This window comes from Streptosporangium sp. NPDC051023 (genome assembly GCF_040689595.1).
In the GTDB taxonomy this organism is placed as follows: Bacteria; Actinomycetota; Actinomycetes; order Streptosporangiales; family Streptosporangiaceae; genus Streptosporangium.
This window is the reverse complement of sequence record NZ_JBFBCE010000038.1, coordinates 53,320-74,276: the sequence shown is the minus strand read 5'-3', so window position 1 is coordinate 74,276 and position 20,957 is coordinate 53,320. Positions and strand designations below refer to the sequence as shown.

17 protein-coding genes and 1 pseudogene are annotated in these 20,957 nt (G+C 70.5%); 10 read left to right on the top strand and 8 right to left on the bottom strand.

Annotated features, from left to right (window positions below; translation table 11 throughout):
- Positions 1-34 precede the first annotated feature (34 nt).
- Complete coding sequence (locus AB0395_RS24980) at positions 35-1,675, bottom strand: carboxylesterase family protein (RefSeq protein WP_366284369.1); 1,641 nt, start codon at positions 1,673-1,675, stop codon at positions 35-37.
- Positions 1,676-1,764: 89 nt separating this feature from the next.
- Entirely contained in the window at positions 1,765-2,379 is a 615-nt protein-coding gene (locus AB0395_RS24975; protein WP_366284367.1) for a TetR/AcrR family transcriptional regulator, read from the bottom strand.
- Between the two features lie 107 nt (positions 2,380-2,486).
- On the opposite strand from AB0395_RS24975, the pseudogene AB0395_RS24970 reads away from it, so the two are divergent.
- The 4 genes and pseudogenes from AB0395_RS24970 to AB0395_RS24955 all read left to right on the top strand — a co-directional run.
- Positions 2,487-2,597 (top strand): annotated as a pseudogene (locus tag AB0395_RS24970) (alpha/beta hydrolase fold domain-containing protein); the annotation flags it as partial.
- A 170-nt stretch (positions 2,598-2,767) separates the two neighbouring features.
- Positions 2,768-4,021, top strand: a complete 1,254-nt coding sequence (locus AB0395_RS24965; protein ID WP_366284365.1) for a hypothetical protein — start codon at positions 2,768-2,770, stop codon at positions 4,019-4,021.
- A 173-nt stretch (positions 4,022-4,194) separates the two neighbouring features.
- Positions 4,195-5,763, top strand: a complete 1,569-nt coding sequence (locus AB0395_RS24960; protein ID WP_366284362.1) for a M28 family metallopeptidase — start codon at positions 4,195-4,197, stop codon at positions 5,761-5,763.
- Between the two features lie 402 nt (positions 5,764-6,165).
- Positions 6,166-7,404, top strand: a complete 1,239-nt coding sequence (locus tag AB0395_RS24955) for a hypothetical protein (RefSeq protein WP_366284359.1) — start codon at positions 6,166-6,168, stop codon at positions 7,402-7,404.
- A gap of 154 nt (positions 7,405-7,558) precedes the next feature.
- Here the strand turns inward: AB0395_RS24955 and AB0395_RS24950 are convergent, their stop codons facing one another.
- The 6 genes from AB0395_RS24950 to AB0395_RS24925 all read right to left on the bottom strand — a co-directional run bounded on the left by AB0395_RS24950 (position 7,559) and on the right by AB0395_RS24925 (position 12,252).
- Entirely contained in the window at positions 7,559-8,041 is a 483-nt protein-coding gene (locus tag AB0395_RS24950) for a flavin reductase family protein (protein WP_366284357.1), read from the bottom strand.
- 67 nt (positions 8,042-8,108) lie between these two features.
- Positions 8,109-8,453, bottom strand: a complete 345-nt coding sequence (locus tag AB0395_RS24945; RefSeq protein WP_366284355.1) for a cupin domain-containing protein — start codon at positions 8,451-8,453, stop codon at positions 8,109-8,111.
- Positions 8,454-8,539: 86 nt separating this feature from the next.
- Positions 8,540-9,985, bottom strand: coding sequence for a 4-hydroxyphenylacetate 3-hydroxylase N-terminal domain-containing protein (locus tag AB0395_RS24940; RefSeq protein WP_366284403.1), 1,446 nt, complete (start codon positions 9,983-9,985; stop codon positions 8,540-8,542).
- Positions 9,985-10,647, bottom strand: a complete 663-nt coding sequence (locus AB0395_RS24935; RefSeq protein ID WP_366284353.1) for a DUF2848 family protein — start codon at positions 10,645-10,647, stop codon at positions 9,985-9,987. The genes AB0395_RS24940 and AB0395_RS24935 overlap by 1 nt, the downstream gene beginning before the upstream one ends.
- Positions 10,644-11,549, bottom strand: coding sequence for a nitrilase-related carbon-nitrogen hydrolase (locus tag AB0395_RS24930; RefSeq protein WP_366284350.1), 906 nt, complete (start codon positions 11,547-11,549; stop codon positions 10,644-10,646). The genes AB0395_RS24935 and AB0395_RS24930 overlap by 4 nt, the downstream gene beginning before the upstream one ends.
- A gap of 46 nt (positions 11,550-11,595) precedes the next feature.
- A complete protein-coding gene (locus tag AB0395_RS24925; RefSeq protein WP_366284347.1) occupies positions 11,596-12,252 on the bottom strand; it encodes a GntR family transcriptional regulator in 657 nt (218 codons plus the stop codon).
- Between the two features lie 167 nt (positions 12,253-12,419).
- Here AB0395_RS24925 and AB0395_RS24920 point away from each other — a divergent pair, with 167 nt between their 5' ends.
- The 6 genes from AB0395_RS24920 (at position 12,420) to AB0395_RS24895 (ending at position 20,917) form a co-directional block, all read left to right on the top strand.
- The gene (locus tag AB0395_RS24920; RefSeq protein ID WP_366284345.1) at positions 12,420-13,586 is read left to right on the top strand and encodes a serine hydrolase domain-containing protein; all 1,167 of its coding nucleotides are present in this window, start codon (positions 12,420-12,422) and stop codon (positions 13,584-13,586) included.
- A 161-nt stretch (positions 13,587-13,747) separates the two neighbouring features.
- Complete coding sequence (locus tag AB0395_RS24915) at positions 13,748-14,695, top strand: ABC transporter permease (protein ID WP_366284343.1); 948 nt, start codon at positions 13,748-13,750, stop codon at positions 14,693-14,695.
- Positions 14,692-16,581, top strand: coding sequence for a dipeptide/oligopeptide/nickel ABC transporter permease/ATP-binding protein (locus AB0395_RS24910; RefSeq protein WP_366284340.1), 1,890 nt, complete (start codon positions 14,692-14,694; stop codon positions 16,579-16,581). Before AB0395_RS24915 ends, AB0395_RS24910 begins: the two co-directional genes overlap by 4 nt.
- A complete protein-coding gene (locus AB0395_RS24905) occupies positions 16,578-17,633 on the top strand; it encodes an oligopeptide/dipeptide ABC transporter ATP-binding protein (protein ID WP_366284337.1) in 1,056 nt (351 codons plus the stop codon). The genes AB0395_RS24910 and AB0395_RS24905 overlap by 4 nt, the downstream gene beginning before the upstream one ends.
- Positions 17,633-19,180: an ABC transporter substrate-binding protein gene (locus tag AB0395_RS24900; protein ID WP_366284334.1), complete on the top strand. Its 1,548-nt coding sequence runs from the start codon at positions 17,633-17,635 to the stop codon at positions 19,178-19,180. The genes AB0395_RS24905 and AB0395_RS24900 overlap by 1 nt, the downstream gene beginning before the upstream one ends.
- Positions 19,181-19,291: 111 nt before the next feature.
- Entirely contained in the window at positions 19,292-20,917 is a 1,626-nt protein-coding gene (locus AB0395_RS24895) for a carboxylesterase/lipase family protein (protein WP_366284332.1), read from the top strand.
- Positions 20,918-20,957: the final 40 nt, after the last annotated feature.

Here is a 20,957-nt window from a genome sequence, read left to right as displayed (position 1 = left end):
CGTCCCCCCGGCCCGGCCGTTCTGGAAGTCCGGACTACTTCCAGAAGCCACACTGGTGTGCTCTGGCCGCGTCGACGGGGCGGATGCCCGCGCCGTCCGAGTCCAGGGCGAGCACCCTGGGCGCGCGCGGCCAGGAGGGCAGGCCGGGGCCGTTCGGGTCGCCCGTCGCGGCGAAGCGCGCCCACATCTTGATCACCGTCTTGGCGAAGGCGCGCTGCGCCTTGGTCTTCAGGACGTTCTTACCCTGGTAGTCGAACAGGTAGGACACGTCGGTGCCGTGCGCGGCCCCCGGGTTGAAGCTGAGGCCGGGGACGGAGGAGACCGGTGTCTCGGCGAACTCGTAGATGTGGACGGGAGTCCTGCGGGTGAGCTTCTTCGCGGTGGTGAGCGTCGGGCAGAACCAGCCGTGGTCGGTGTAGACGGCGGCCAGTGTCTCGGCGGGCCGCGCGCCCTTCTTCAGCGGGTAGTGCCGCAGGACCCGGCCCGCGTCCTTGCCGAAGCTCTCCCTGACCTTCTCCGGGTACTGCGCGGCGGTCAGCGGCTTGCCCTGCAGGTCGAAGCGGAGGCTCAGGAAGAGCCTGCTCTCGTGGCTGGTCGCGCCGATCATGACCGGCACCCGGTTGTAGGCCCCCTTGCCGAGGGGGTCCCGCACCGGCTGTATCGCGGTGCCCCAGCCGCCGCCGACCTCGGCCCCGGTCGCCTGGGCGTCCATGAACTTCTGGACGGGCAGTGCACGCAGGCAGGCCGCGGCCTCCTTCTCATCCGGGCAGCCGAGGCTCGCGGCCGTACGCAGGTTGCCGGGGAGCTTCTCCTTCTGGCTCATGGGCCGCCCGTCGCTCGGCGGTGTCCCCTCGAACAGGGCGTTCTTCGCCCAGCGCAGGTCGCACGGCCCGCTCTGCATGACCGCCCGGTCGAACAGGCCCTTGGCCAGCGGCGTGAGTAGCAGCCCGCACACCGCCGTCGAGCCCGCGGACTGCCCGGCGATCGTGACGTTGCCCGGGTCTCCGCCGAAGGCGGCGACGTTCTTCCTGACCCAGCGCAGGGCGGCGAGCTGGTCCTCGACCCCCCAGGAGCCCGAGCTGCCGGTCGCCGAGGAGGCGTCCAGCGCGGGATGCTGCAACGCGGCCAGCACGCCGATGCGGAAGTTGGGTGCGACCACGACGACCCCGCCCTGGCTCGCCAGACGCCTGGCGTCGTAGTCGATGCCCGACCCGGACAGTCCGACACCGCCGTGCAGCCACACGATGACCGGCCGTTTCCCGCCCTTGGCGGGTGCGGTCACCTCCAGCGTGAGACAGTCCTCGTCAAGGCTGCCGCCGCTGCCCATCGCCGCCGCCTGGGGGCACCGGTTGCCCGGATGGCTCGCGTCCCGCGGCTCGGTCCACTTCGCGGGCGGCCTGGGCGACGCGAAGCGCAACGCCCCCGTGGGCGGAGCCGCGTACGGCACGTTGCGAAAGACGCGGACGTCACCGCTCGCGACCCCCTTCAGCGGACCGTCCGAGACGGTGACCAGCGTCCGGTCCGCCATGGACAAGGACGGGGACAAGGACGGGGACAAGGACATGGACGAGGGCGAGAGCGAGGGGGCCGTGGCCGCGAAGGCGGGCCGCACGGCGCCGCTCCCCGCGACCAGCACGAGAGTGGCCGCGGCGAGAACGGTACGGAGAACATGCATCGTCAGCTCCTTTCCTGGAGCTCGTTTAGCGTTTCGCTAAAGGCAAACACGCGTAGACGACGCAGGTCAATCAACTTTCGATTGAAACGCTAGTCCGCCGAACGGCCCGTCAGCAGGGCGAAGGTGGCCATCACCCGGCGGTCGAGCTCGGCCTCCGTGACGCCGAGCTGCCGGGCGATCGCGGGGCGCATGACGAAGTAGCCGTACATGAAACTGTCCCAGAGCACCAGCAGCGCGGGCAGGTCGATCCCCGGCGGCACCCGTCCCTCGGCCGTCTCCCGCTCCAGGTCCTCGACACGCTGCCCGAGGTAGGCGAGCGGCTCGAACTCCTCGTCCCCGTCGAGCGCCAGAAGGGTCACGACGCGCGGATAGGTCGCGTCACGCGCGTGCACGCGGAACGCCCAGGCCTCCTTTTCCTCGGGGAGGCGGGAACGGACACGCGCGAACCGCTCGGCCCCGGCGTTCCTGCGCGATTCCAGCGCGGCGCGCAGCAGCGCCTGACGGCCGCCGAAGTAGTGGTGGATCAGCCCGCGGTTGACCCCGGCCTCATCGGCCACCTCTTGCAGGCTGAGCCCGGCCAGCACGCCGTCGCGTTCCAGGATGCGCAGAGCCGCCTCCATGAGCGCCGCCTCGGTCTCGGCGCGGTTCTGCCTGGCCCCCCGCCCGCGCCCCCGCCTGCCCTCGTTCCGCGCCTCGCCGCTCATTCACCCCATGATTCCACGCCCGGCCCCGACCAGGGTGAACCCGATCCACCCCCGTTCGCGGCCTCGCCGTACCGGGAGCACACCGAAGGGCTGGCGCTGATGGCTGGGGACTGCCGCCGACAGTGGTCCTCAACGGTGAGGCCGACGTGCTGCGCGACGAGGGCGAGGCGTACGCCGCCGAGCTCCGCGAGGCCGGGGCCGACGTCATCGCCGTACGGTCCGAACGTTCCAAAACTCCGAATAGTGAACCACCGCAATATGGGTGAAGTGTGGAAACCTATCGTGACGACTCCATGACTCGATATTTCGTTATGACATTCTCCCGAATGAGGGAACCTCTCTCACCGATCACACGTCAGTTATCTGACGGGGCAGTGATAGGAGATGAATGTCTGACAAGCCGGGACTACTGACGCGCGTCATCGCAGGATTCAAGAATGAGGTGCCGGCTGCCACCCTTGAGGCGGTGCAAAAGGCCGGGATCGGCGTCTACCAGGTGCTCGACGAGGTGGAGATCCTGCGCAGGGACCTGGCCACCGGGGGGATCGACCCGTGGAGCGCCTCAGAGGCGGTCTCGGCGCAGCAGCTCTACGCGTGGAACGCGTTCGTCCTGCAGACGCTCGGCGACAAGATGATCGAGGCGGACTACCAGGCCGACGCGCGAACGGTCGGCTACCTGCCGCAGGTCACCGCCGAGCAGGTGTGGGCGTTCTTCGGCCAGGTCGAGGGCTGGCTGTCGCTGGCCCGGCAGGCCGCGGCCAATCCCGGATACCGGATCGCCGACCCGCGCTCGCTGCCCGCCGACCTGCCCGGCTGGGTCGAGGCCGAGCCGTGCCCGCGCGCCCATCTGGAGGCGATGATCGCGGCGGGTGCCGCGATCAGGCAGCACGCAGAGGTGGCGCTCGCCCTGTTCGAGGCGGCGGGCATCCCTGAGACGCGGCACGCCGACCGCGACCGGCTGCGGCAGATCGCGGCCGAGGCCGCGACCGCGGCGGATTACGCGACCAACATGTACTCGCCGGACGCGAGCGCGGAACTGCACGAGCTCATCGAGAAACGCCTGCACCGCGCCCTGGAGACCTACCACCACCTGGGCCAGCTCGTGGCGATGCCCGCCCTGCTCAGGACGTACGGCCAGCCGCGCCAGGACAACTTCGGCACAGGCACAGGCACAGGTACCGGCACCGGTGGCGACCTCGCCGGCACCGCGCAGCCGCGCAAGAAGCTGCCGCGCCCCGGCCAGCCCGGGTTCGACCAGTGGTGCCTCACCGACCGCAAGACGCTGGAGCGGTGGAAGAACGATCCACGCGCCCGCGAGTCGATCACCGAGCTGTGGCGTCACGACCCCAATCCGGCCCAGACGCTGCGCTTCCAGGAGGACATCAACCAGGGGATCGAGCGCGGCGACGTCTCGGTGCTGAACAGCCACTACTACTGCTGCCCCTGGGCGCCGATCTACCGGGTCCACAGACCGATCCTGATCGGCGACCGGCGGCTGCAGGCGGGACAGGAGTTCACCTACGAGGCCTCGGCCGAGGAGATCCTGGAGACCGGGAAGTTCATCCGGAAGATCATCAACGGTCCGTTCAAGACCACCAACCAGATCGACTACTGCAACCCGGGTGACATCCACGACGACTGACACATCTCACAGGTCACGGGCGCGCCGGGATTCCCGGCGCGCCTTTTTTTACAGCAAGGACTCTTTCCCAAAAGGCGCTGGGCGGTTAGGTTCCGTTAAGTGTCACTTCACAGATTCCCCGCAGTGGCACCTCGGGGGATTTCTCCGTATTTCAGAGCAGTGGAGGAGTCCAGATGCGCATAAAACTGCGCAAAAACACGATCCGCTTGGTCACCATGGCCGCGGCTTTCAGCCTTCCCCTCGCCCTGGTCGCACCGGCCAAGGCCGATCCCGGCCAGGACGTCGCCCAGAGGGCGCTGATCGACTCGGTGACGGCCCCCGCGGTCAAGAACCACCTGCGGGCGTTGCAGAACATCGCGAACGCCAACCACGGAACCCGCGCCGCCGGGACGAAGGGGCACGACGCCTCCCGTGACTACGTCGCGGGGAAGCTGCGCAAGGCCGGTTACAACGTCACACTCCAGCCGTTCGAGTTCGGCTTCTTCACGGAAAACTCGACCGCGTCGCTGGCGCAAGTCTCCCCCGATGCCAAGACCTACGCCCCGACCCCGCCGGACGGCTCCTCGGTCGGCGACTTCGCGACCATGACCTACTCGGGCTCGGGTGACGTCACCGCGACGGTCCAGAACGTGGACCTGACGCTGCCGCCGAGCCCGGCTCCCGGCTCGACCTCCGGCTGTGAGGCGGCGGACTTCGCGGGCTTCACCCGCGGCAACATCGCGCTGATCCAGCGCGGCACCTGCCCCTTCGACACCAAGGCGCGCAACGCCCAGGCCGCGGGCGCCTCGGCGGTCATCATCTTCAACGAGGGCCAGCCTGGCCGTACCGCGACCGTTCAGGGCAGGCTCTCCGGCCCCGGCGTGACCATCCCCGTCGTGGGGGCGAGCTTCGCCGTCGGCGAGGACCTTGCCTCCCCCTCGGGCACGGTCGTGCACGTCAAGACCGACACCACCAGCGAGACCCGCACGACCCACAACGTGATCGCCGACTCGCGCTGGGGCGACCCGGACAAGGTCGTCATGATCGGCGCGCACCTGGACTCCGTGCCCGCCGGGCCCGGCATCAACGACAACGGCTCGGGCAGCGCGGCCGACCTCGCCGTCGCCGAGGCGCTCGGCAGGCTCCACACGACGAACAAGCTGCGCTTCGCCTGGTGGAGCGGCGAGGAACTGGGGCTGCTCGGCTCCCAGTTCTACGTCGACAACCTGACCGCCGAACAGCGCGCCAAGATCAAGCTGTACCTCAACTTCGACATGGTCGCCTCCCCCAACTACGCCCTCAAGATCTACGACGGTGACGACTCGGACGCCACCGGCTCCCCCGCGGGGCCCGCGGGCTCCGACCAGATCGAGAAGTTGTTCGAGAAGTACTTCGACACCCTGCGCCAGCCCCACAACGGCACCGACTTCGACGGCCGCTCCGACTACGGCCCGTTCATCGCGGTCGGCATCCCCGGCGGAGGCCTGTTCACCGGTGCGGAGGGCGTCAAGACGGCCGAGGAGGCCAAGCTGTTCGGCGGCACCGCGGGCAAGCCGTACGACAGCTGCTACCACCAGGCCTGCGACGACATCTCCAACATCAACGACAAGGCCCTCGCGCTGAACACCGGCGCGATCGCGACCGCCGCCGTGGTCTACGCCTACAGCAGGAACCTGCCCGGTTCCGGCACCGCGGCGGCGGTCACTTCCCAGAAGACCAGGGCCGTCTCCGGCGCGACGATCGACGGCCGCGTCAGCAGCTGACGAAACCGCGCCGGTCGGCGGAACCGATCGACCGGCAGAAACCAGGAGGCGTGTCCGCTCGCCCTGACGGGGCGGGCGGGCACGCCTTTTCCGTGCCGAAGCGCCGTCTCAGCCGTTAGGCCACCGAGCACAGACGGGTGCGGTGCCCTCGAAGCGGTCGGCAGGAAACTCGCGGTCGTCCATGTGTCCCAATCCCCGGTCGCCGTTCGTCGTGTCCATGACCGAAAAACCGCCATCGACGTGACAGACCGACGACTCACCGTTCCGACAACGCCTCCCGCTTCCGCCGTTCGGCTCGTGTTCACCACCCAGATATGTGATCTTGTTCCCCGCGTAGCGAGCCGTTTGTAGATCTTGGGAGTCCTTTTCGGACCGACTGTAAACGGGGTTCTTGTGTTCTCAATGACCAAGAGGTACGTCGCCGCCGCCTTGTTAGGCCTCTCCCTCACCGCAGTGGGGTTCGGCTCGGCCTCGGCGAACGCCCTCACCGATCCCTCCACCAAACCCGTTCCGCCGACGCCCGCCGAGCCGTCGAACTACCTCGCCCCCGAGGACCGCGCGGCCATGGACCGGCAGCAGCCGCTCGTCCGGGCGGGCACCAAGATCCGCAACCTGGTCGAGGACGGCCAGGAGGCCGGATACGCCGGGCTGGAGATCTCCGGCGACCGGCTGCTCCTGTGGTGGAAGGGCACGCCGCCCAAGCGGATCGAGCGGGCCGTCCGCCAAGCGAGCGTGCCGATCGACGTGCGGTCCGCCGCCCACTCCAGGAGCGAGCTGCGGGCCGCCTCCGCGAAGCTGTGGCAGGCCGCGGGCGTCGAGCACGGCGGCCAGATCCACGCCGTCAAGGCGCTGGTCGACGGCAGCGGCCTGCAGGCGCTGACCGCCCCCTCCCAGGCCCGTTCCCTGGCCGCGACCCCGGACGTCGGGGTGCCCGTCACCGTCGAGCAGCGTGAGCCGATCACGGCGACCAGCACCCGCTGCGACGACACCGCCGGCTGGTACGGCGGCGGGGCGCTCCGCCACGACTCGTTCGCCGGAGGGTCGTGCGGAGGTACGGGGAAGGCCTACACCTGCACCGCCGGGTTCGGCGTGCGGGCAGGCAGCAACGAGTTCCTGCTGACCGCCGGGCACTGCGGCGCGCCCGGCGACCTGTTCACCGACCCCGGCCGTGAGGAGATCGGCAGGGCCACGCACGAGAACGTCGGCCACGACCTGCTGCTCATCCAGACCCAGGTGATCGGCCGGATCTGGGACGGCACCCCGGGCGTCAACGACTTCACCAAGCCGGTCATCGGCTGGGGCTGGTCCTTCCCCGGCCAGTCGCTGTGCTACTCGGGCACCACCACCGGCGCCCGGTGCGGCTACACGGTCGACAGCGCCTTCACCAAGATCTGCGACAGGGACCTCTACGGCAACTTTGAGTGCTGGGACGACCTGATCTCGGCGAAGAAGAACGGGCAGGGCCCCCGGGGCGGCGACAGCGGCGGCCCCGTCTTCAACCTGGAGAACGGCTCAAGCGCGACCCGCGCGATCGGCACCATCACCGGTTACGGCGTCAGCGGCTCGACCGAATGGCTCATCTTCCAGGACTTCGGCACCGCGACCCGTGACTGGCCCGGCCTGGACATCGTGACCTACTAGCCCGGCTCACGAACTAGCCCGGCTCACGAACGGCCCGTGGAACCGTGACGGGGGGAGGGGCCGCCGGGCGCGAACGCTCCCGGTCGTCCCCTCCCCCTCTTCCCGCTCTCCGCGCCCTCACCGTCAGCTCGTGAGGAACCGCGCGGCGAGCGGGTCAGAAGAACCAGGAGACGGGCTCGTGCCCGCGGTCGACGACGTCGCCGAACCTCCCGCCCATGAACCCGAGCGGTTCGCCGTCCCGCTCGCAGACGGTGAGCACGTGTCCGAGAACCACGACGTGGTCCCCCGCGACGAAGTGCCGCTCGACCTCGCACTCCAGGTGGGCGAACGCGTCCGGGATGACCGGCACCGCGTGCCTGCCGTACGTGACGTCGAGGCCCGCGAAGTGGTCCTCGCCGCGGCGGGCGAAGCGCAGGGCCAGCTGTTCCTGGCGCGCGGACAGGATGCTGACCGCGAACCGCCCCGACCTGGTGACGGCGTCGGTGCTGCGGGCTCCGGTGGTCAGGCAGACCAGCAGCAGCGGCGGGTCCAGCGAGACCGAGGTCAGGGAGTTGACGGTCATGCCGTGCGGGACGCCGTCGACGCTGGTGGTGACCACGGCGACACCGGTGGCGAAGCGGCCCATGGTGCGTCGCATCGTCAGAGGGTCGACCGTGGGGACGGGCGGGGCTGGGCTGGGAATCATGGGATTCTCCACAGGCGGATCATGCGCGGTAGCGGACTTCGAAGGTGAGCACGCCCTCGCTCGTGCGCCACGGGCCGTGCGGCATGCCCGGCGGACGGCAGGCGTACATGCCCGCGGTGAAGGTCTCGCCGAGCGTGAGGTCGGTGAACGATCCTTCGAGGATGTAGACCTCCTCCCAGAAGTCGTGCCTCTGCACGCCCAGCGGGGTCGAGTCCGCGCCGGGCGCGTAGCGCAGGACGCGGGTCGCCACCCCGGTCCCGGGGTCCTTCGCGAGGATCCGCTCGGTGATGGCGGGGTCGTCCCCGGCGCAGACGGTGAAGCCGACGTCGGTGACGGGGAAGAACTCGTGTTCCGGTTTGCTCATCTGTTTCTCCAGGTCATCGCTCTCTCCACGGCGCCCCCGCGCGGGCGAGACGTCCGAGGAGGCGGCGGCCGTACGGGATGCCCGCCTCAGCCGAGGTCGTAACCGGCCAGGAACGCGTCCACCTCGGCGAGCGGTTCCTCGAAGCCGTAGTTACGGAAGGCGTAGCCCTTCACCACGAAGGGGGCGCCCGCGTAGAACATCTCGTACTGGTGGTGACGGCCGGCGAACTCGCTGCCCACCGCGTCCCAGACGAGCTTGAACAGCTTGACCCGCTCCTCGGCCGAGACGCCGGGGCTGTGCACGTAGCGGTCGATGTCGGCGCGGGTCTCCGGGGTGGTCATGTCCGCGACGCTGGAGGGCACCTGCAGCACCCCGCCGCCGACCAGGTCGCGCAGGATCGCCAGCACGCGCGGGTAGATCTCGGTCTGCAGGCCCATCGCGCCGTAGACGGCACGGGCACCGGGGCGCCACAGGCCCTGCTCGTCCGGTGCCGCGGTGTACTCGGCGGCGAGAACCGCCGACTCGACCAGGGAGACCAGGGCGGCCAGCTCACCCAGCTTCTCCACGACACCGGGGAACCTGTCGACCCCGTTGACCGCGGCGACCTTGCGGGCCAGCCCGGCCAGGAACCGCAGTTTCACCGTGAACCTGATCTGCGCCTGCCAGTTGCCCAGCACGTGCGCGCCGGTGTCGAAGAACTGCCTGCGCAGCCCGGCCACGTCACGGTAGACGAACACCCGCTCCCAGGGGACGAACACGTCGTCGAACACCACAAGCGCGTCGGTCTCGTCGAACCGGGTGGTCAGCGGGTAGTCGTACGGGCTCGTCGCCGCGGGCGCGTACGGCCTCCGGCAGTACAGCTTCAGGCCCTCAGCCCCGACGGGCACGGCGAAGCTGATCGCGAAGTCGGCGTCCTCCGGTCCGAGCGGCTTGATGCAGGACACGAGGATCTCGTCGGCGACCGCGCCGCCGGTGGCCAGCATCTGCGCTCCCCTGACCACGATCCCGTCTGGCCTCTCCTCGGCCACCCCGGCCTGGATCAGCTCCCCGTCCCAGGCGTGCGCCGTGGTCGCACGCGAGACCTGTGGCGGGATGATCGCGTAGGAGACGTACAGGTCCTCGTCCGCGACCCGCCGCTGGAACGCGGTGACGTTCGCGGCGAGGTCGCGGTCACCGGTGGCGAACGCCTCGGGGTGCGCGGCGAACGCGGCCAGGAACGCGCCGACGTGGTCCGGGCTGCGGCCGACCCAGCCGTGGGTGTGCCGCGCCCACCTGGTCGCCGCCTCCCGGAAGGCCGTCAGGTCCTCCCGGCTGCGCGGGAGGGTGAACACCCGGTTGACGGTCGCGCCGGTCTCCCGGTCGACGGCGGTCATGCCGGACGCGGGGTCGGCGGCGAGGTCGAACAGCTCCGCGATCGTGCGCGCGACGGGCGCGAACGCCGGGTGGTGCGCGACGTCCTCGACCGCGGCACCGTCGACGTAGACGCGGCGCGCGTCCTTCAGCGAGGCCAGGTAGTCGGCTCCACTGCGCATCACAGGCTTCTCCGTTTCGTTTCGTATGCGTGGGCCAGGAGCGTCCCGGCCGGTAGTTCGAGATGCATCCGCCAGTAGCCGCCGTAGGTGAACTCGCTCCTGAGCAGCGGCATGGTGCCGCAGAACAGCACCAGGTCACCGGAGATCTCGCCGACCGCCGCGGCCATCCGCTCCAGCAGGTCGGCCGGGTGCCGCAGCGTCGCCACGGCGCCCTTCTGGTAGGTCCATCCGTCGACGCTGGAGACCGCGGTCAGGCTGTCCCAGTCCAGCGTCGACATGCCGGTGCCGATCTCGACGACGGTCTCGCCGAGCGGTTTCGGGCAGGCCGCCTTCGAGGCGGCGATGTCGGCGCGTTCGAGGTCGCGGTCGGTGTGGTCGGACCCGACCGCCAGGAAGTACCGGCCGCCGTGGCGGACCAGCACCGGCTCGACCTCTCCCGAGGTCGAGGGCCCGTCGACCTCGATGACGCCGTCCGTGGTCAGCAGCGCCGGATCCAGGTCGTAGAAGGCCGGGACGCCGGCCGGTCGCGGCACTCCGATGGCCTCTAGCTCGGCGATGTGCTCGGCGACCGCGGCCTCGTCCCTCGCCGTGTATCCGGCCACGATCAGCCGTTCCGGCGAGATCGCGAGCTGCTCGTTGCTGCCTGAGACGTTCAGAATCACGTCGTTTCTTGTCCTGTCGTCTGTTCCGGTTCGGGGGTCGATACGGATGCCGGTTCCCGCTCCGGCGCGGGGTCAGGGGGTGGCGCGGATACGGGTTTCCGTTCCGGCGCGGGTTCGGGGGCGAGGGGCCAGCGGCGGTCGGCGAGCACGGGGAACTCGGCGCGCACCCGGCCGACCACGTCCGGGTCGACCTCGCAGAGAGTGATGCCCTCGTCCTGTCCCGCCTCGGCGAGCACGGTGCCCCACGGGTCGACGACCCGGCTCGACCCGCCGAGCTCGACGCCGCCGTCCTGCACGCCGACGGCGTTGCAGGCGACCACGACGAGCTGCTGCTCGACCGCCCTGCACGAGGTGAACAGCCGCCAGTGCTCACGGCGGACCGCGGGCCAGGCGGCGGGAACGACCACGGTCTGCGCGCCCCGGTCGACCAGACCGCGCCACAGCTCGGGAAAGCGCAGGTCGTAGCAGGTCGTCGCGCCGACGCGGCCCCAGGAGGTTTCCGCGACGTCGAGCCGGTCGCCGGGGGTCAGCAGCTCCGCCTCCCGTGAGGCGTAGCCGAACACGTGCACCTTCCGGTACGTGTGCGCGATCGTGCCGTCGGGGCCGACCAGCACGGCGGTGTTGAACAGCCGTCCCCGCCCGTCACGCTCGACGACGCTGCCGAGATGCACGTACGCGCCCAGCTCTTGCGCCCATTTCCGCCCCGCCGTGACCGTCGGCCCGTCCAGTGATTCCGCCCGCTCCGCGTAGGCGTCGAAGGCGAAGTAGCCCGGCGCCCACAGCTCGGGCAGCACCACCAGATCCGCGCCGCGTGCCCCGGAGACCATCCGGCCCACCCTGGCCCTGCGGTCGTCCGGCGTCTCCTCCGGCGGGCTGGCGACCTGCACCAGTGCGATCCTCATGACACCGCCTCCGGCACTGCCCCAAGGCGTCTGTTGTCCCGGGATGTCACCGTTCCGGGCCCCAGCTGCCGACGTCGGGGAGCCGCAGTACCGCGAGGGTGCTGGACAGGTGCGTGGCGAGCGCCTCTCCCGCCTCCGCGGGGCTGCTGTCGCGCAGACCCACGATGATCGCTCGGTGCTCGGTCAGCACCGTCTCGGCCCGGTTCTTCACCTTCGCGACCGCGCGCAGCCCCATCCGGACCTGCCGGTCGCGCAGTGACTCGTAGAACTCCGCCAGCACCGGGTTTCCGGCCTGCCGTACGATCGCCCGGTGGAACGCCCGGTCGGCGTCGATGAACGCGACCGGATCCTCGATGGCCGCCTCCTGCTCGGCCACCAGCCGCTCCAGCTCGGCCAGGAACTCCTCGCTCGACGGCGTGACCCGACGCACCGCCCAGTCCTCGACGAGGGCTCGCGCCTGCATCACCGCCTCGACCTGGGCATCCGAGATCGGCGGAACGAAAACGCCCTTCTTCGGCACTATCTGGAGGAGACCTTCCGATTCTAAGCGGAGAAGTGCCTCCCGAACAGGGGTGCGAGAGGTGCCGGTCGCCTCCGCGACCTCCGCCTCGGTCAGGAACGTCCCGCCATGCCTCGGCAGCCCGCCGATGTGCTGCTTCAGCCATCGGTATGCAACGTCCTGAGCCGAATCTTTCCTGCTCACAGCTTCTAGACTGCTCATAGATGCCATGTATACATCCTGTGGTCAACGTCGGCAAGGGGTCTGAACCAAACCCGAATCCATGGGTAACGGAACCTTGCCCACGGGTTGACGTCCATATAGGTTACCGACCGAGTAATCGCTCGGTTTCTATTTCAGGAAGGTGACCTGTGGAAGAACAGCCCTCCGCCGGCGTGATCCTGCCCGGCTTCGAACGGGTTCGGGAACGCTTCGAGGCGCTTCTCGCCGAGGATCCGGAATACTCGGCGGCCGTCGCGGCCTACGTCGACGGCGAGCTCGTCGTCGACCTGTGGGGCGGCGAGAGGCTTCACGAGAGGTCGATCGTCACCACGTTCTCGTGCACCAAGGGCGTTTCGGGCATCTGCGTCGGCCTGCTGGTCGAGCGTGGCCTGCTCGACCTCGACGAGCCCGTGAGCAGGTACTGGCCGGAGTTCGCGCAGCACGGCAAGGCCGCGGTGACCGTACGGGAACTGCTGTCACACCAGAGCGGCCTCATCGGCGTTGACGGCGGCTTCGGCGTCGAGGAGTTGCTCGGGCACGAGCGGCTGGCCGAGCGCCTGGCGGGCCAGCGGCCGTACTGGCAGCCGGGGGCGGCGCACGGGTACCACGCGCTGACGATCGGCGTCCTCACCGACGAGCTGGTGCGCAGGACCGACGGGCGCTCCCTCGCCGAGTTCTACACCGACGAGATACGCCTCCCCTGCGACGTCGACTTCTTCATCGGCCTGCCCGAGTCCGAGGACGAGCGCGTGGTCCCGCTGCTCGCCCCCGAGCTCCCCGGCGATCCCGCGGTCCTGGCCCTGATGGAGGCGACGTTCGCACGGGGCACCCTCGGCGGGGTCGCGATGAACGCGGAGATGGCCGAGTTCCCGCCGTTCCCGCCGTTCCCGCCGTTCCCGCCGCTGGTCGAGCTGGCCAACATGACGGCGCTGCACAGGGCGGGGCCGCCCGCCATGGGCGGCGTCGGAAACGCGCGCGGGCTGGCGAGACTCTACGCCTGCTGCGTCAGCGACGTCGCGGGGAAACGGCTGCTCAGCCCGGAGACCGTCGAGGCCGTGAGCCGCCTGCAGGTCATCGGCGACGACCTGGTGCTGGGGATGCCGACCCGCTTCGCCACGCTGTTCCAGAAGCCGGACGAACGTCTCGGCTACGGAAGCCACCGGACCTTCGGCCATGACGGCGTCGGCGGCGGCATCGGCTTCGCCGACCCCGAGGACGGACTGTGCTTCGGCTACACGACGCCCAGGATGCCACTGCCCGGCGGCGCGGACGCGAGAGGGCTGGCGCTGGCGGCGACGATCCGCGAGTGCATGTAGGGGTGCGCCCTCCGGCGCCACCCCGTCCGTAGGCGATCTACCTGCGGATACGCGCTGGAAGAACCGGAAAACGACCCTTGCGCCCTGGCTATCGGGTCACTACTGTCAGCAGAATAACCGAGCGAGTACTCGGTAAGTAAATCTGAATCTCTGGAGGCGCTATGGGCGCCCTTCGCCTAGCCATCCGCCGTCTTCTGGCGTCGATGCCACTGCTTTTCCTCACTTCCGCACTGACCTTCGTGCTGGTCTCCCTGGTTCCCGGGGATCCCGCCCGCACCATCGCGGGCCAGCACTCGACCGCGGAGCAGTACCGGCTCATCCGCGGTCAGCTCGGCCTGGACCAGCCACTGCCCGCGCAGTACTGGCACTGGCTCACCCAGGTGTTCCACGGCGATCTGGGCTCGTCGCTGTTCAGCGGCGAGGCCGTGACGTCGATCCTGCAGAACCGGCTGCCGGTCTCGCTCTCCCTGATCCTGGCGAGCACGGTGGTCTCCGGGCTCGCCGGCGTCGCGCTCGGCCTGCTCAGCGCGCGCCGCGGCGGCGTGCTCATGAAGATCGTCGACGGGCTCGCGATGCTGGGCCTGGCCGCCCCGCCGTTCTGGCTCGCGCTCCTGGTCATCGAGGTGTTCGCGGTGACGCTGCGCTGGTTCCCCGTGACGGGGTACGTGCCGCTCGACGAGGATCCGGGCGGATGGGCGCGCTCGCTGATCCTGCCGGTCATCTCGATCGCCCTGGGCGCGGTCGCCATCATCGCCAAGCAGACCCGCGACTCGGTGCTGGACACCATGAGCAAGGACTTCATCCGGGTCATGCAGGCCAACGGCTTCTCGCCGCGCTCGATCCTGTACCGGCACATCCTGCGTAACGCCGCGCTGCCGATCGTGACCGTGCTGGGTGTGCTGATGGTGAGCCTGCTCGGCGCCGTGGTGTTCGTCGAGACCGTGTTCGCGATGCCCGGGGTCGCGAGCCTCACCCAACAGGCGACGGTTCAGCACGACATCCCGGTTATCCAGGGCGCGGTTCTCTACATCACCGTCTTCGTGATCGTGGTGAACTTCGTGGTCGACCTCGCCTACGTCCGTCTCGACCCCCGGGTGAGGACCTCATGAAGACCACGCCCCCACCGACGCCGGGGCGCCGCCTGCTACGCCGCCCCTCCGCCGTGGTCGCCGTCGCCTGGCTGGTCCTGCTGACCGTCGCGACCGCGTGCGCGCCGCTGATCGCCGCGCACGGCCCGCTCGACCAGGACCTGTCCCAGGTGCTGGCCCTCCCCTCCGCGACGCACCCCTTCGGCACCGACAGCCTGGGCCGCGACCTGCTCAGCAGGCTGCTGTTCGGGGGACGGCCCGCGCTGCTGGCGGTCGCCGAGGCGCTCGCGGCCCACCTGGCCGTCGGGGTCAGCCTCGGGCTGGTCGCCGGATACCGGGGCGGCTGGGCCGACCACCTGATAACGCGGATCGGGGACCTGCTGTTCGCGCTTCCCGCGATCATCATCGTCCTCGTCGTGCTGTCGGTTTTCCCCGGCAACCTGCACGCCGCCATGATCACCTTCGGGGTGCTCGGCAGTCCCGGCATGATCAGGGTGCTGCGGTCACGCACCCTGGGCATCCGCCAGGAGATGTACGTCGCGGCGGCGCGGGTCTGCGGCCTGTCCGACACGCAGATTCTGCTGCGGCACGTCCTGCCCCGCCTGACCGGCACGGTCATCGTCCAGGCGGCGCTGTTCTCCGCGGTCGCCGTGATCATCCAGGCCGGGCTCGGCTTCCTCGGACTGGGCGCGCAGCCCCCCGCCCCCAGCTGGGGCGGCCTGGTCGCGGACGCCTCCCAGGTGATCGACCGCGATCCCTGGATGCTGGTGCCCGCCGGGGTGCCGCTCGTGCTGACGGTGATCGCCCTCACCTTGCTGGGCGACGCGATCCGCGACACCGCCGTCGAGAACTGGTCGGTGTCCAAGCTCGCCGGGACCTCGGCCCCGCCGCCCGTCGCGGAGGAGATCGCCGGGGCGGCGGGCGAGGCCGCCCCGGGCGCGCTGCTGTCCGTGCGGGACCTGACGATCGAGATCGACGGCGTTCCCGTGGTCCAGGGCGTGAGCTTCGACGTCATGCCGGGCGAGACGCTCGGGGTCGTCGGGGAGTCCGGGTGCGGGAAGTCGGTGACCGCCCTCGGCGTCCTCGGCCTCGTGCCGGGCAACGGCCGGATCACCCGGGGCCGCGTGGTCTTCGCGGGCGCCGACCTGACCGCGTCCCCCGCGGAGCTGGCCAAGGTGCGGGGAAGCGGCATCGCCTACGTGTCGCAGGACCCGATGGTCGCCCTCGACCCCACGTTCACCGTGCTCTCCCAGCTGTCGGAGGCCGTACGGCGGCACGAACGGGCGACCCGTGAGCAGGCGCGCGAGCGCGTGCTCGAACTCCTCGCGATGGTCGGGATCCCCGACCCGCCGGGAGTGGCCGGACGTTACCCGCACCAGCTGTCCGGCGGTCTGGCACAGCGCGTGCTCATCGCCCTCGCCCTGGCCGGCCGACCGCGGCTGCTGATCGCCGACGAGCCGACGACCGCGCTCGACGTGAGCGTGCAGAAGGAGATCCTGACCCTGCTGCACACCCTGCAGCGGCGGACCGGCGTCGCGGTGCTGATCGTCACCCACGACTGGGGCGTGGTGGCCACGCTCTGCCACCGCTCCCTGGTCATGTACGCCGGGCAGGTCGTCGAGCAGGCCGACGTCGAGTCCATGTTCGTACGGCCGCTGCACCCCTACACCGCGGGACTGCTCGCCGCGAACCCGCACCGGGCGGTGACCGGGCAGCCGCTGACCACCATCCCGGGCACCGTCCCGTCCCCGCGCGAATGGCCGCTCGGCTGCCGGTTCTCGGCCCGCTGCCCGTACGCGGCGGACGACTGCCGTACCGCACCCGTCGCACTCACCAGGCCGGTCCCGAGCAGGCTCACGCGATGCCTGCACGTCGAGGAACTCGCCGGCGAAGGAGCCCGCCCGTGACCCCCCGCACGCTGCTGGAGGTCGACGACCTCACCGTCGAGTACGGCCAGGGCCGCCGAGGTCGCCGGGGCCACGCTCCCTCGCTGCGCGCGGTCGACGGTGTCTCCTTCGACGTCCGCCCCGGTGAGACCGTCGGCCTGGTCGGCGAGTCCGGCTCGGGCAAGTCGACCGTCGCCCGCGCGGTGCTCGGCCTCACCCCGGTCACCTCGGGGCGGATCCGCTTCGACGGGACCGACATCACCCACGCGGGCCGCGGGCTCAGGCGCACCCTGAGCGCCCGCCTGCAGATGGTGTTCCAGGACCCGTACTCGTCGCTGAACCCGGCGCGGACGATCGGCCAGACACTCGCCGAACCACTGCTGGTCCACCACGGGCACCGCTCCGCGCGGGCCGACGCGCGCGTCGCGGCGATGCTGGAGCGGGTCGGCCTGCCCGCGAAGGCCGCGGAGCGCTACCCCAGCCAGTTCTCCGGCGGCCAGCGGCAGCGCATCGCCATCGCCAGAGCCCTCATGACGTCGGCCGAACTGGTCGTCTGCGACGAGCCGGTCAGCGCCCTCGACCTGTCGATCCAGGCGCAGACGTTGAACCTGCTGTCGGAGCTGCAGCGCGAACTGTCGCTGAGCTACCTGTTCATCGCGCACGACCTGCCGGTCGTCCGGTACCTGTCCCACCGCGTCGTCGTCCTCTACCGGGGCGGCGTCATGGAGACGGGGCCGGTCGACCTGGTCTACGAACGCCCGGCCCACCCGTACACCAGGGCGTTGCTCGCCGCGGTCCCCGACCCCGACCCGCGGATCAGAGCCGGACGCCACGACGAGCCCGTCACCCCCCAGGGCACGTCACGGCCGACGGCGATCGGCTGCCCTTTCGCGCCCAGGTGCGCACACGCCGTCGAGCTCTGCCGGAAGGAGCGCCCGAGGCTGCTGCCCGTCGACGGCGTCACCGGCGGGGCGGCGGTCGCCTGCCACCGGGCCGCGGAGCTCACATCCACCGGAAACGGCGTGGCGTCCGCCGCGGGCCGTCCGGGAAACGTTCACATGGAGGAAACGTGATGTCCAGGCATCGCGCCGCGGTCGGGCTGCTCTCGATCGTGCTCGTCACCGGATCGGCCACCGCCTGCGGCGGCGGCTCCGCCGCGGGATCGGACGGCTCGGACACCCTCACCGTGGTCGCCGGCGCCGCACCCGCGACCCTCGACCCGGTGAAGGCCAACGTCGGATCGGACAACTGGTTCGTCAACCTCACCTACGACACCCTGCTCAGGCTCGGCCCCGACGGGGACGTCCAGCCCGCCCTGGCCGTCAGGTGGGGCTATGTCGGGGACAACAACAAGATGTTCGACCTGACGCTACGCGAGGGCGTCACGTTCGCCGACGGAACGCCACTGACCGCGCAGGCCGTCGCCGACTCGCTGAACTACGCCAGGAAGCACGGCCTCAACTCGGCGACCTGGTCAAGCGCGATCGAGTCGGTCACCGCGACGGGACCGCTCACCGTGCGGATCCGCTGCACGACCCCGCATCCGGTGCTGCCGCTGCTGCTCGACCAGATCCAGCTCGTCGGTTCGGTGATCAGTCCGAAGGGTCTCGCGGACCCGTCGAAGATGGGCGCGAACAGCTTCGGGGCGGGGCCGTACGTGCTGGACAGCGCGCAGACCGCGAGCGGCGACCACTACACCTACACCCCGAACCCCAACTACTGGGACAAGTCCCGGATCCGGTGGAAGAAGGTCGTCATCAAGGTCGTGACCAACCCCAGCTCCGCCCTCGACGCCGTCAAGACCGGGCAGGGCGACCTGACCGCCGTCATCGCCAACCAGGCGGACACGGCGAAGTCCTCCGGGCTCGCGGTGATCCACGCCCCCATCGCCTTCGCCGGGGTCAACCTCGCCGACCGGGACGGCACGCTGGCCAAGCCGCTGGCCGACGTGCGCGTCAGGCAGGCCCTGAACTACGCCGTCAACCGGCAGGCGATCGCTCAGGCGATCTTCAAGGAGTACGGCCAGCCGACCACCCAGCTCTCCCTGCCCGGTCTGGATGGCTATGTCCCCGACTACGACAACCGCTACCCGTACGACCCGACCAAGGCGAAGAAGCTGCTCGCGGACGCCGGATATCCCGACGGCTTCACGCTGCGCGCCGAAGTACAGGGGGTCAACGGGTTCGACCTGCTGCCCCAGGCCGTCTTCCAGCAGTGGAAGCAGATCGGCGTCACGGTGAACGTCGTCACCGACACCACCGTCGGCGGCTTCCTGAACAACGCGATGTCCAAGACGTTCCCCGCGCTCGGCTTCGCCTACGGCGGCCTGCCGACCTACCTCACGTCACTGGACTGGATGCTTCCGCACGCCTCGCCCTTCAACCCCTTCGCCTCCGAGGATCCCAGGCTGGCGAAGATGCTGGCGGACGCCGCCGCCGCGCCACAGAGCAGGCAGCCGGGCCTGTACCGGGAGGCCATGCGGTACGTCGTCGACCAGGCGTGGTTCGTCGCCGTGGCCAGGCAGGACCAGATCTTCGCCTACAACGACAAGAAACTCACCGGGGTGACGGTCGCCTCCGGGTACCTGCCCGACCTCGCGTGGGCGGTGGCGCCGAAGTGAGCGTGACGGCCGGGGCCGTACGGGAACGCGGCACGCCGGTGGTGCCGCAGGGGCGGTCCCGGCCGTCGCAACGCGCGGATTCTGCTGGAATGGCATAAGGAGAGACAGAGGATGATCGCGCACACCCGGTACGGAGCCGTCGAGGGCCTGGCCGACGGACGGGTAACCGCCTTCAGGGGCGTCCCGTTCGCCGCCTCGCCCGTCGGTGAGCTGCGCTTCCGCCCGCCCGTGCCGCCCCTGCCGTGGACCGGTGTCAGGCCCGCCCTGGAGTACGGCCCCGCCGTTCCCCAGTCCTACGACGCCGTCGCCGAGGAGATGCTCGGCCAGCTTCCCTACCCGTCCTCCGAAGAGGACTGCCTGAACCTGAACGTCTGGACGCCCGGCACCGGCGACGGACCGCGTCCGGTGCTGGTCTGGGTGCACGGCGGGGCGTTCCTCAACGGGTCGGGAAGGGACGTCGTCTACGACGGGGCGCGGTTCGCGGCCCGGCACGACGTGGTCGTCGTGACGATCAACTACCGGGTCGGCGTCCTCGGCTTCCTCCATCTCGCCGACGTCCTCGGTGAGGACTACGCGGAGTCGGGCAACCTGGGCCTCCTCGACCAGGTCGCGGCGCTGCGCTGGGTCGGCGAGAACATCGCGGCGTTCGGCGGCGACCCCGGCAACGTCACGGTCTTCGGCCAGTCGGCCGGGGCGATGAGCATCGTGAGCCTGCTGACCATGCCCGCGGCCAGGGGGTTGTTCCACCGGGCCGTCGTGCAGAGCGGCAGCGGCGAGCACGTCCACACCGCGGAACGGGCCACCGCGGTGACCCGCGAACTCCTCGGAACGCTCGGCCTGCTCGACCCGCCCAGGCCGCCCGGAACGCCCGGGCCACTCGGGACGCCAGGGCCACTCGGGACGCCCGAAACACCCGAAACGCTCGGGCCACTCGGGACGCCCGGACCGCTCGGGTCGCTCGGATCGCTCGGCTTCGGCGAGACCATCGCGCGCCGGTTGCGGGAGATCCCGGTTGCCGACCTGATCTCCGCCCAGGAGTCGCTCGCCGCGGCGATGCGGGCTCGCGGCGAGGGGATGGGACTGCCGTTCATGCCCGTCGTCGACGGCGTCGTCCTGCCGGAAAGACCACTGGACGCGATCCGGGCGGGGGCGGTCTCCCCCGTCCCCCTCCTCCTCGGCGCGAACCGGGACGAGGGCCGCCTCTTCCTCCTCGCCCAGGACGCCCCCGCCCCCGGCGAGTCCGCGCTCCCCGCGATCTTCGGCACCGTGTGCGCCGACGGCACCGGGGCGCTGAAGACGTTCCGGTCGCTGCACCCCGGCGCGAGCCCGGCGGAGCTGGTGGCCGCGCTCGTCGGGACACAGTTGTTCCTCGCGCCGACGGACCGGCTCGCCGAGGCCTACGCCGCGCTGACGCCGGACGTCTGGCGCTACCTGTTCACCTGGCGCTCGGCCGCGCGGGACGGTGCGCTCGGCGCGTGCCATTCCCTGGAGCTGCCGTTCGTCTTCGGCAACCTGGACCAGCCCGGCGTACAGAAGTTCACCGGCCAGAACCCGCCCGAGGCTTTGGCGGAGAGCATCGGCGAGGCGTGGGCGGCGTTCGCCCGCACCGGGGCGGCGCCCGGCGACTGGCCGCGCTTCGAGCTCCGCGACCGGTGGACCAGGATGCTCGACGTCCCCTGCGCGACGGAGCGCGACCCCCTGCGCCCGCTGCGGCTGCTGAAGGTCGGTGCGGAATGAACGATGCAACTGCCGGCCGTCGGTGCGGAATGAACGGCGC